Genomic DNA, 12440 nt, shown 5'->3' on the forward strand with positions numbered 1-12440 from the left:
AATATAACAATTAAACAATATAAAATATAACCCGGACTTCCGACTGTGGACTAAGGACTTTAAACAACCCCATCATCATGAAACTTAATTTAAACATTCAACCTCTAAACACCTGGTTAAACGTAAACAACGAGCCATTAATCATTTCTGGCCCTTGTAGCGCTGAAACTGAAGAGCAATTATTAACTACAGCGCACTTATTGGCTGCTACCGGTAAAGTATCGGTATTGAGAGCTGGTATCTGGAAACCACGTACCCGTCCGGGAGAATTTGAAGGTATCGGAAGTATCGGTCTAGAGTGGTTAAAACGTGCTAAAGCAGAAACAGGTTTACCAACGGCGGTAGAGGTTGCAAATGCAAAACACGTTGAAGAAGCTTTAGCAGCTGGTGTAGATATCCTTTGGATTGGTGCACGTTCTACTGTAAATCCTTTCACCGTTCAGGAAATTGCTGATGCTTTAAAAGGCCATGATGTTCCGGTATTGATCAAAAACCCGGTTAACCCCGATTTACAGTTATGGATTGGTGCAATTGAGCGTATCAATGGTGCAGGAATTACCAAAATCGGTGCTATTCATCGCGGTTTCTCTTCATTCGAGAAAAGTTCATTCCGTAACGAGCCAATGTGGGAACTTGCTATCCAATTAAAAACGCTTTGCCCTGAATTACCGATCATTAACGATCCAAGTCACATTTGCGGTAACCGCGAGTTAATCCCATACATTTCTCAAAAAGCATTAGATTTAGATATGCAGGGTTTAATGATCGAATCTCACGTAGATCCTTCAGTTGCCTGGACAGATGCTAAACAACAAGTTACACCAGCTGCTTTAGCTGAATTGGTTGACCGTTTAACTGTTCGTGAACCAGAGGTTGCAAACGAAGCTTCTGCTGATAAATTAGCCGAATTACGTAAGTCAATCGATAAAATTGACGATATCCTATTGCAGAAATTAGGCGAACGTATGTCTATCGTAGCAAAAATTGGTGAGTTTAAACGCGATAACCAGGTAACTATTTTACAGGTTAACCGTTGGGATGCCATTATTCAAAAAGGCCAGGCTTTTGCAAAAGCTTTAAAATTAGATTTAAACTTTACCGAAAAATTCTTAGAATTGGTACACGGTGAGTCGATCCGTAAGCAAACTGAAATTATGAATGCTGGTAAAGCTGAGCAAGGTATTGCTGCAGAGCAACATACTGAAGTTAAAGCATAATAAAGGTGGAGGGTTGAAGGTTGAAGATGGAGGGTAAAACCAAAGCTGAAAACCAAATGCCAGGAATCTAGCATTGCTGTCATCCTGAGCCTGTCGAAGGACTTATAATTATTTCGACAACTCAACATGATATTAAAACAAATATAATGTGGTGTCAGATGGAAACATCTGACACTTACATTTGAGCATAAAACAGAATAAAATGTCGAAAAACGCCTTAGTTTCTTTTAAAGGAACCAAGAATATTAATACGGAAATCCAATTAACAGGCTCGAAAAGCGAATGCAACAGAGCTTTAATTATTAGCGCTTTAAGCAAGAAACTGGTTAAAGTTGAAAACCTTTCCAATGCTGCCGATACGGTAACTTTAAATGGCATCCTTAATCATCTTGAAGAAGAATTAGAAGTAGAAATCCAGGAATCAAAAACAGTTGATGTTGGCCCTGCAGGAACCGCTATGCGTTTCTTATCGGCTTATCTTTCGGCTAAAAACGGCAATTTCTTACTTACCGGGACCGAACGCATGAAACAGCGCCCCATTGGTATTTTGGCAGAGGCTTTAAAAACCATCGGCGCTGATATTTCTTATGCAGAAGCTGAAGGTTTCCCACCATTGAACATTGTTGGCCCTTTAAACCAAAAAACTGCTGAAGTTAAAATTAAAGGCGATATCAGCAGTCAATATATTTCGGCCTTGCTGATGATTGCCCCTATCCTACCTCAGGGTTTAACTTTAGAAATTGAAGGTGAGCTTACCTCTAAACCATATGTAGATATGACTTTAGATATGTTGGCTGAAGTTGGCATTGCGCATTCTTGGAACGGAAATTCAATTTCTATTAAACCACAGGCTTTTAAACCAGGCAATTTGGTTGTAGAGCCCGATTGGAGTGCAGCATCGTACTGGTATAGCATTGCAGCATTAGCTGATGAAGCAGAAATTAGTTTACCTGCATTAAAAGAAAAAAGTTTGCAGGGCGATAGCCAGATCAAAAATATCATGAAGATTTTTGGTATTGCTACCAGCAAAACCGATAATGGAATTGCCATTAGCAATTTAGGGCTCACTTTAGATACAAAAGAAGTTCTAGACTTAAAAACCTGTCCGGATTTAGCACAAACTATTGTAGTTATTGCAGCAGCTTTGGGCAAAAACATGGCCTTTACAGGCTTAGAAACCTTAAAAATCAAAGAAACAGACCGTATTGCAGCCCTTCAGAACGAATTGGCGAAAATAGGTGTTACTTTTACAGAAGATAATCTGGTTTATACTTTAAACACAGACAACCTTCACTTTCCCGATAAAGTTACTTTTGCAACCTACGAGGACCACCGTATGGCAATGGCTTTTGCTCCTCTTGCCCTTTTGATCAACGAAGTTGAAATTGAAGAAATGCAGGTAGTAGAAAAATCTTATCCTTATTATTGGGAAGATTTGAAAAAAGCGGGATTTGATGTTAATATCAAGTAGCAAGAAGGAAGTATCAAAAACCAAGTATTAAGATTGGGTGTTAAAATCCAATCAAGAATTTAATCAATCTATAATTCAATCAAAAATAATGGCAGGCAACTCATTCGGACAACTATTTCGCATCACAACCTTTGGCGAATCTCATGGCGTAGCCATTGGGGTAATTATTGATGGCTGTCCGGCGCAATTAGATATCGATATGGATTTTATCCAATCAGAACTTGACAAACGTAAACCAGGTCAATCCAAAATCACCACTCAAAGAAAAGAAAGCGATACCGTTCAGATTTTATCGGGTGTATTTGAAGGGAAAAGTACCGGTACGCCAATTGCACTTTTAATTCCTAACGAAGATCAACGGTCAAAAGATTACGGTCATAATGTAGATGTTTACCGCCCCAGCCATGCCGATTATGTTTACGATGCAAAATATGGCATCCGCGATCACCGCGGTGGCGGCCGTTCTTCTGCCCGCGAAACTGCTGCCCGTGTAGCTGCAGGAGCCATTGCAAAACTATTTTTAAAGCAACAGGGCATAGAAATTTTCGCACACGTAACTTCAGTAGGCACAATAGAAGCGCCTAATTTAGAAAGCAATGATTTATCTGATTTATTGCAAATTAGAGAAGAAAATATTGTGCGTTGTGCTGATCCTGCAACTGCACACGAAATGATTGAATTTATTGATTCGGTTCGTAAAGATGGCGATACCGTTGGCGGAAAAATAGGCTGTATAGTAAAAGGCTGCCCTGCCGGCTTAGGCGAACCTGTTTTTGATAAATTGCATGCCGATTTAGGCAAAGCCATGCTCAGCATTAATGCCGTTCATGGTTTCGAATACGGCTCTGGTTTTGCCGGAAGCGAATTAAGAGGATCACAGCACAATGATATCCCTCAGCCAAAAGCTGCTGATTCGAAAGTTTTTAAAACCACAACCAATTATGCTGGAGGTATTTTAGGTGGCATTTCTAACGGAATGGACATTACCTTTAAAGTGGCATTTAAACCTGTAGCAACCATTATGCATAACCAACAAACCATAAATGCAGCTGGCGAAGCTTCGGAAATTAAAGGTAAAGGCCGCCATGATCCTTGTGTGGTACCCAGAGCTGTAGTAATTGTTGAAGCCATGGCAGCACTCGTTTTAGCCGATCAATTTTTAAGAAACAAAGCAAGCATTATTTAATTTTTGTTAATGAGAACCATCACCTTCTTATTGCTATTAATCAGCATGAATAGCTTTGCACAAAGTTATGCTGAACAGATCTCAAAACATCGTGAAACCTATAAACAGGATTTCATTAAAGATGGGCGGTCACCGCTCAAGAAAAACGACCTGCAAAACCTTCACTTTTATGATGCAGACAGTGCGTATAAAATTTTGGCTGACGTAGAAATACTGAAGAATGAAAAGGTTTTCAAAATGCCTACTTTTAACGGCTCTAGTAGCGATTATTATAAATATGCACATGTAAATTTCGTTCTGAATGACAAAAAAATTCAGATGACTTTATATAAAAGTGTTTCTTTATCAACCAACCCAGTTTATAAAGACCACCTCTTTCTGCCTTTTACTGATGAAACCAATAATAAGGAAACTTATGGAGGAGGCAGGTATATCGATCTAGATGCAAAAGAAATCATAGATAATCACATCGAAATCGATTTTAATAAAGCCTACAATCCTTATTGTGCCTATAGCGACGGATACCGTTGCCCTGTACCACCAGAAGAAAACGACCTACAATTGGCCATAAAAGCTGGCGAGAAATTATACACTGGCGAAAAGAAACATCAAAAATAAATTTAACTTTGCGTTATTGATAGAACTTTAGCTAGACTGTATTATAACCTATATTTTAGCGTAACTTTAACCAAAAATACCTGTTCTATAAATAAATTATATATCCTATATCTAAATGACGTACAGCTGCTTAATTGTTGATGATAATGAAATTGAAAGAGATGCAATAGAAATGCATCTTAAAAAAATCCCATCATTAAATATTATTGCTGTTTGTAGTAATGGTATAGAAGCTTCCCAAATTTTATCAACCACTTCTGTGGACATTGTTTATTCTGATATTGATATGCCGGAGCTTTCAGGTATGGATTTACTAAAGAGCCTAAAAAAGCAACCGTTATTTATTTTTATCACGTCATTTAGCGAATACGCGGCAGAAAGCTTTAACCTGGATGCCCTGGATTTTATTGTTAAGCCCGCAACATTCGAGCGCATATTAAAAGCTACCAATAAAGCAATCGAATATATTGAATTGAGGAAACAAGTAAATAAACTTCCAGCTGAAAATTTAAACGACTACGATAAAAAAGACGATGATTATTTCTTTTTTAGGGAAACAAAAGGCATAACCAAGCTGAAATATAATGATGTAATTTATATTGAAAGTATGGGCGATTTTTCAAAGCTGTTTACCAGTATCGACAAACATGTTATTTTGGTAAGCCTAAAAAATCTAGAAAAACAACTGCCTTCGAAAATTTTCTCAAGGGTACACAAACAGTACATCATTAATATCAACCACATTGCAACCTTAACCAATCATGAGGTTCATTTAGATCATAACTTTCTGGTTCCGATAAGTGCCACTAACAGGCAGGAATTATTGGAAAAATCAATTGACAAGAAAATTCTGTCTAGATTTTTAAAATAAGTTATTTCTGCAAGATTATTTTAAAATAACTTCCACCTTCAGGATTAATATCAGCGCTAATTTTACCATCCATCATGCTAATAAAGGTTCTGCAGAGCAATAAACCTAAACCAGTACCTTTTTCTTTATTTGTACCCAAGGTGCTCATCCCCGCACCTAAATAACCTGGCTTATTAAAATGTTCCACCTGTACAGGGGTTAAACCGATGCCTGTATCCGAAACTTTAATTTCTAACGCATTTCCAACAGGACGAGCACTAGCTGTGATGGTACCACCATTTGGCGTAAATTTAATTGCATTACTGATGATATTGCGAATAACCAGTATGAACATGTTCGAATCTGCTTTACAAAATGTTTTGGCTGGCACTAAATTCTGAATAGCCAAATGCTTTTGATTAGCGTTATCGTGCAAAGAAAGAATAACGTCATTAATCAGGTCATGAACGTCCAATGATTCTAAATACGGGTTAAAACCCTGCATCTGGCTGGCTGCCCAATTGAGAAGGTTCTCCATCATTGTGGAGGTATAAGTGAGGTTATTTTTTAGTGACGCAGCGTATCTGTTTAACTTATCCTGCTCGATATTTCCACCTTCTAACAACTGCATAAAGGAAATTAATGAATTAACAGGTGTACGCATATCATGGCTTACTACACTAAAAATGCGGTCTTTAACTTTACTTAACTGCTCTAATTCTCGTTTTTGCGTATTGATAATCTTATTCAGCCTTGTTGTTTTGCGCTGGTTAAAAAATATAACAACGGCAATAATCAGAATAAGTGTTGTGGCTATGGTAAGGAATAATTTAACACGTTCATCAAATTTAATCTGCTGTACCTGTTTACTAATCTGTTTATCCTTTAGTCCGGCTGCTAGCTGTGCCGCAAATTTAGCATTAGCAAATTTGCTATCCTGGGCCAAACGCTGGATATCGAGATCAGCTTTTGCTTTTTGAAAAGTTAGCAGACCCAACGCTTTTTCTTTATCACTCAATACTAATTGTTGCCTCTTTAGTGCAAGTTCCTGTTCTCGTCTTTTTAACTCCCCTTCTGTCAGTTTTTGCTTCAATAAATAGTTGCGCTCTTTAATGCCAAAATCGAGCTGCATTTGCCTTCTGGTAATTTCTTTTTCCTTTTCCTGGTCGAAAATTTTATCTCTAACAGCAATATACTGCCTGTAATAGGCTAAAGATTTGTTATAATCTTTTTGTTTTTCATATACGGCACTTAGTCCTAGAGTAGATTGTTTTTCAATATCCAGTAGTCTGTTATCTTCTGCAATTTTTAAGCTATTATTGAGTAATATGATTGCATTTTCAAAATCATTTTCTTTTTGGTAAAAGTTTCCCAAAGCATATAAACTTGATGCATAAGCTTCTTTATCTTCTCCTGTTTTATTTAACTCAACCGATTTTTGATACGATTTTAACGCCGCATCCTTTTGCCCTATTGAAGCGTACAAATCGGCCAGATCCCGTTTAACGGTAGCTATTAAGCCCATATCTCCAATAGCTTCTGATACCTTCAACGATTTGTTGTAATATGCCAAGGCCAGTTTTATTTTCTGGCTGGGCATTACATTCATCTCCTTTAATTCACGTTCAGAAGCTTCAAAATAATTGGTTCCGATCAGGCCATAAACAACCGCTACACCTCTAGTATTTTCGCCATCTTTAGCAAATACTTTTAGCGCCATGTTCATGTAAACCAATGCCTGACTCTGATTTCCCAAACTTTGGTAAATAGTAGAGATATTGGTATAACAACTGGCCATATCGGTTTCATTGCCCATTTTTTCGTAGATAGCTATGGCCTTTTGATTAACTTCCAGTGATTTAACATAATCAGGAATGCTGCTATATAAAGCGCCCAGGTTGAGGTAAGTACCCGCTACCATATCCAAATTTCCTACTGAAGAAAACTCATTAACGGCATAATTATAGTTTTCTTCTGCTTTTTGATAATCAGACCTTCCATGATACATTAAACCCCTCCGGTAATAAGCCATGGCAGAGAATTTTTTCAGATTTTTCTCATGCGAAAGCTGAATGGTTTTATCCACATATTCTTCTGCTTTCTCTACATTTTTCATCCGCATGTATTGGCGGTAAACCTCCGTCAATATTTTGATCTTAGTAGAATCTAATTTTAGATTCTTTAAATTTAAACTTAAAAGGCTATCCAGTTTTTTCTGCGGTGCACCCACCTGACCAAAGCTGGCTGTGCACAAAAATGAAAAAAAGAGGAACAGCATGCCTTTTTTAAAAAAACATGTTTTACTAACTAACTGAGCATTTACAAGATAGCGCTTCATTTTCAGATCAAACTAATAACTTGTTTTTATCGGAAAACACGAAAAATCTTGAAAACTACAGCGTTTTAAATCCGGGATGAGATAAAACATTCTGAAATAACAAAATAGTGTTTGATTTATAAAAGTAAATAAAAAACTGATCAATAGGTAACGAGTTTTTTACCTTTTCATCAAAATCTCAAATCATTTAAGCATAAACAAAATAAGAAACTGATTGTAAACCTTTTAAATTATTCAGATCATTAAATTTTATACCCTAGTTATTACTTTATTAAAAAAGTGAAGGATATTTTACTGGGTTTGCATCATGCATCATCTGGTAAATGGTTTCGATTACATCATCAACTGATGGTTTACTGAAATAATCACCATCCGATCCAAATGGCGGACGATGCGCTTTAGCCGATAATGTTTTCGGCTGACCATCTAAATGGAAATAACCTTTTTGTTCTTCCAGTACCTTTTGCAGTATATATGCAGATGCACCTCCTGGAACATCTTCATCTACAACCAATAATTTACTTGTTTTGGCAAGAGAATTTACACAAACCTGGGTAGTATCAAAAGGTAAAAGCGTTTGCGGATCTATAATTTCTACAGAAATACCCAACAAGCTCAATTCTTCTGCTGCCTCCTGAACAATTCTTAAAGAAGAACCATAGGATATTACTGTAATATCGGTTCCTTCTTCTAAAACCTCTGCTTTGCCTAATGGAACAGTAAAATCGCCAACATTACTAGGTAGTTTTTCTTTAAGCCTGTAACCGTTTAAACACTCAATTACTATTGCAGGTTCATCAGCCCTAAAGAGGGTGTTGTACATTCCGGCAGCTTGGGTCATATTTCTTGGTACGCATAAATGCATTCCTCTTAAAGAACCTAAAATCATGCTGATTGGTGAGCCTGAATGCCAGATTCCTTCCAATCGATGACCACGGGTACGTACAATAACCGGTGCTTTTTGAATCCCTTTGGTGCGATAGGAAAGCGATGCTAAATCGTCGCTAAGAACATTCAATGCAAAAATTAAATAATCAAGATATTGTATTTCGGCAATCGGCTTTAAGCCCCTCATGGCTAAGCCTATACCCTGCCCCATAATGGTCATTTCTCTAATTCCGGTATCGGTAATTCTCAATTCACCATATTTGGCCTGCAAACCTGCAAAACCCTGATTTACATCACCAATATTTCCTAAATCTTCTCCAAAAGCAACTAAACGTGGATCGCGCGCAAAGTTTTCGTTAAAACAGGCATTAAGTACTTCCCTACCGTCAACCATTTTCGATTGCTCATCATATGCTGCATTAACCACAGCAATCATATCCGGGCTTTCTTTACCGTCTGTGTGTAGTTTAGAGTTGTAACGGTCGTAATTAAACTTATCTTGTTGTTTATACCATGTTAACAGCTCATTGCGCTCCGGAGAGCTAAAACCAGCCGATAAACGTATCGCTTTTCGTGCAGCAGTATATACTTCCCGACGTTGTGCATCTGCAGTTGAAGCCAAATTTGCAGCAATTTTAGCCAGTTCAGGTTGATGTTTAGCTATACCACTAATTAAATCAACAACTTGTTTTTGTTCTGGTTTAATACTATCCAGAAACTCATTCCAGGCTTCTTTTTGTGCATTACGTACATAAACCTTTGCATCTTTTTCAACCGCTGCAATTTCTTCTTCGGTTGCTACCGCCGAATCGAGCATCCAGGCCCGCATTTTCAGGATACAATCATGCTCATTTTCCCAAGCCAAACGGTCTTTTGATTTGTACCTTTCGTGCGAACCAGAGGTGGAGTGCCCCTGGGGCTGAGTAAGTTCGGTAACGTGAATTAAAACAGGCACATGTTCTTCTCTACAAACATTTATTGCTTTTTCGTACACCTCGCATAAAGCTGGATAATCCCAGCCCTTTACTTTATAAATTTCATATCCCGGCTGATCAGCATCACGCTGAAAACCTTTTAAAACTTCTGAGATATCTTCTTTTGTAGTTTGGTATTTTGCCGGAACCGAAATGCCATAGGCGTCATCCCAAATCGAGATGGCCATGGGGATCTGCAAAACACCTGCAGCATTAATGGCTTCAAAAAATACCCCTTCCGAAGTTGATGCGTTACCAATAGTACCAAAAGCAACCTCATTTCCGTTTACAGAAAAGTGTTTTAAGTAATCGAGCTCTTTATTCTGTCTGAATAATTTAGATGCATAAGCTAAACCTACCAAACGGGCCATCTGGCCACCTGTTGGAGAAATATCTGACGAGCAGTTTTTAATCTGCGTTAAATCGTTCCAGCTGCCATCTTCATTAACAGATTTTGTTGCAAAATGGCAGTTCATTTGCCTCCCACCCGAAAATGGATCGGCTCCATCAGTGGGATTGGCATAAAGCTGTGCAAAAAATTCTTTAATAGTGGAAATGCCTGTTGCAAAGGCAAAAGTTTGATCGCGGTAATAACCCGAGCGCCAATCGCCGTTTTTAAAAGCTTTTGCCATGGCAACCTGGGGCACCTCTTTACCATCACCAAAAATTCCAAATTTAGCCTTCCCTGTTAATACTTCCCTACGGCCTAAAATGCTGGCCTGCCTACTTTCAAAGGCTATTTTATAGTCGTTTATGACGATAGATTTAAAATCGTTAAAACTGAGTTCGGAAGCATCAATAGTGTTGGTCATCAATTTTTCATTCGGCATAGTAATCAAAGATTGGTTGCGGCAAATATATACAAAATTAAAAGTTTGCCTTTATCCTCCATTGTAAAATTATATATGGATTTGTAAAATATATTTGGAATAGTTTTTGTTTTAATATGAAAACATTAAATTTGTTTTAGAATTTTAAAAAATAAATTACAACCACATAACATGAAAAAGATCTTAGTATTATTCGCTTTTGTTTTAGGTTTAAGTGTTGCTGTAAATGCACAAACTAAACCTGCAGAGTTTAAATTCGAATCGGAAACTCACGATTTCGGTAAAATTGTTTTGAACAAACCAGTAACTTACGATTTTAAATACACCAATATTGGCGAAGAGCCTTTAATTATCACTAAAGCTGAAGCAAGCTGTGGCTGTACAGTACCTAAATACACTTCTACGCCATTAAAAAAAGGCGAAACTGGTGTAATTTCGGTAACGTTTAACGCTGCTGCTGGTCCATCAACTTTTTCGAAAGCCGTAACCATTACTTCAAATGCTAAAACACCAATTAAAGTGCTTTACATCAAAGGTGAAACGGTTGCAGCAGCTTCAAAATAATTTTTTTAAACGATAATATTTAAAAAGTCCCGATTTTCATCGGGACTTTTTTATTTTTGTGCCATGCCAAAAATTTCACAAAAAGGTGTGCAGATGCCTGCATCGCCAATCAGAAAGTTAACTCCATTTGCAGATCAAGCTAAAAAAGATGGTAAAAAAGTTTTCCATTTAAATATTGGTCAACCAGATATAGAAACGCCAGAAGGAATGTTAAACGCCATCAAAAACATTGATTTTAATGTTTGGGCCTACACTCCATCAGAAGGTACACTTGCATACCGTTTAAAACTTACCGAGTACTACAATAAACTAGGCTACAATATTACACCAGAAAATATATTGGTAACAGTTGGTGGCTCTGAAGCCATTACCATAGCCATGCAAACCTGTGTAAACGAGGGCGATGAAATTATCATTCCGGAACCTTTTTATGCCAATTACAATGGCTTCGCCTGTATGAGCAATGTGGTTGTAAAACCAATACTTTCTTATATTGAAAATGGTTTTGCATTACCACCGATTGCCGAATTCGAAAAATTGATTACTGAAAAAACCAAGGCGATTATTATCTGTAATCCCAACAATCCTACTGGTTATTTGTATTCAAGAGCAGAATTAGAGGCTTTAAAAACACTTTGCGTTAAATACGATCTATTTTTATTCTCAGATGAAGCTTATCGCGAATTCTGTTATGATGGAAGGGAATTTATCTCGCCCATGCACTTGGACGGCTTAGATGAAAATGTTGTTATTATGGATACGGTTTCTAAACGTTACAGCGCTTGTGGTGCACGTTTAGGCTGTTTAATTACCAAAAATAAAGACGTTATTGCATCAGGGTTAAAATTTGCACAGGCAAGATTAAGCCCAGGTATGGTTGAACAAATTGCCGGTGCCGCAGCTGTAGATACGCCAGATAGTTATTTTGAAAAAGTAAATACTGAATATACTTTACGCCGTGATACTTTGGTTGGCCGGTTAAATCATATTGAAGGCGTTTTCTGTCCTAATCCAGGTGGTGCATTTTATGTAGTAGCAAAATTCCCTATTGATGATGCCGATAAATTCTGTCAGTGGATTTTAGAGGACTTTAGCCACAATAACCAAACGGTAATGATGGCGCCGGCAACCGGGTTCTACTCTACCCCTGGTTCTGGTAAAAACGAGGTTCGTATGGCATATGTATTAAATACCGACGATTTAAATGCTGCTATGGACTGTTTGGAAATAGCATTGAAGCAATATCCAGGAAGAATAGGTTAATTGTAAAAATTATTAAACCGATTAATTGTTGAGCACAGACTCAGTTTTAACAATTAATCGGTTTAAACAGTTAAGGAGGTACAGTTAATTTTATATTTTGCATATCTAGCAATAAAAAACAACCCTAAATAACTGCAAAAAAGCAGAACTAAGGGAGTTTAATCCCACTACTCATCCGCTTCTGGTGCATAGGAACTAATCCGATAACCACTCCATTTTAGCAAGGCAATAAGCGTACTGC

At 37.5% G+C, this 12440-nt stretch carries 9 protein-coding genes; 7 read left to right on the plus strand and 2 right to left on the minus strand.

Going from position 1 to position 12440, the window contains the following annotated elements; all coding sequences use genetic code 11:
* The first annotated feature begins 77 nt into the window (after positions 1 to 77).
* The 5 genes from H9N25_RS12005 to H9N25_RS12025 all read left to right on the plus strand — a co-directional run bounded on the left by H9N25_RS12005 (position 78) and on the right by H9N25_RS12025 (position 5363).
* The gene (locus H9N25_RS12005) at positions 78 to 1217 is read left to right on the plus strand and encodes a chorismate mutase (protein WP_167294978.1); all 1140 of its coding nucleotides are present in this window, start codon (positions 78 to 80) and stop codon (positions 1215 to 1217) included.
* 202 nt (positions 1218 to 1419) lie between these two features.
* The gene (gene aroA, locus H9N25_RS12010; RefSeq protein ID WP_190326025.1) at positions 1420 to 2688 is read left to right on the plus strand and encodes a 3-phosphoshikimate 1-carboxyvinyltransferase; all 1269 of its coding nucleotides are present in this window, start codon (positions 1420 to 1422) and stop codon (positions 2686 to 2688) included.
* An 88-nt stretch (positions 2689 to 2776) separates the two neighbouring features.
* Positions 2777 to 3874: a chorismate synthase gene (gene aroC, locus H9N25_RS12015; protein WP_190326026.1), complete on the plus strand. Its 1098-nt coding sequence runs from the start codon at positions 2777 to 2779 to the stop codon at positions 3872 to 3874.
* 9 nt (positions 3875 to 3883) lie between these two features.
* Positions 3884 to 4492 (plus strand): DUF1684 domain-containing protein, encoded by a 609-nt coding sequence (locus H9N25_RS12020; RefSeq protein WP_190326027.1) that lies wholly within the window; start codon positions 3884 to 3886, stop codon positions 4490 to 4492.
* 115 nt (positions 4493 to 4607) lie between these two features.
* Positions 4608 to 5363, plus strand: a complete 756-nt coding sequence (locus tag H9N25_RS12025) for a LytR/AlgR family response regulator transcription factor (RefSeq protein WP_190326028.1) — start codon at positions 4608 to 4610, stop codon at positions 5361 to 5363.
* A 1-nt stretch (position 5364) separates the two neighbouring features.
* On the opposite strand, the gene H9N25_RS12030 is transcribed toward H9N25_RS12025, so the two are convergent.
* On the minus strand, positions 5365 to 7620 hold the full coding sequence (locus H9N25_RS12030) for a tetratricopeptide repeat protein (protein ID WP_190326029.1): 2256 nt from the start codon (positions 7618 to 7620) through the stop codon (positions 5365 to 5367).
* Positions 7621 to 7951: 331 nt separating this feature from the next.
* Positions 7952 to 10372, minus strand: a complete 2421-nt coding sequence (locus tag H9N25_RS12035) for an alpha-ketoacid dehydrogenase subunit alpha/beta (protein WP_190326030.1) — start codon at positions 10370 to 10372, stop codon at positions 7952 to 7954.
* A gap of 171 nt (positions 10373 to 10543) precedes the next feature.
* On the opposite strand from H9N25_RS12035, the gene H9N25_RS12040 reads away from it, so the two are divergent.
* Both H9N25_RS12040 and H9N25_RS12045 read left to right on the plus strand, forming a co-directional pair.
* Complete coding sequence (locus H9N25_RS12040; protein WP_167294985.1) at positions 10544 to 10936, plus strand: DUF1573 domain-containing protein; 393 nt, start codon at positions 10544 to 10546, stop codon at positions 10934 to 10936.
* 63 nt (positions 10937 to 10999) lie between these two features.
* Positions 11000 to 12199 carry a pyridoxal phosphate-dependent aminotransferase gene (locus H9N25_RS12045; RefSeq protein WP_167294986.1) on the plus strand — a complete coding sequence of 400 codons (1200 nt, stop codon included), beginning with the start codon at positions 11000 to 11002 and terminating at the stop codon, positions 12197 to 12199.
* The last annotated feature ends 241 nt before the right edge of the window (positions 12200 to 12440 follow it).

Source organism: Pedobacter riviphilus (genome assembly GCF_014692875.1).
Taxonomy (GTDB): Bacteria; Bacteroidota; Bacteroidia; order Sphingobacteriales; family Sphingobacteriaceae; genus Pedobacter; species Pedobacter riviphilus.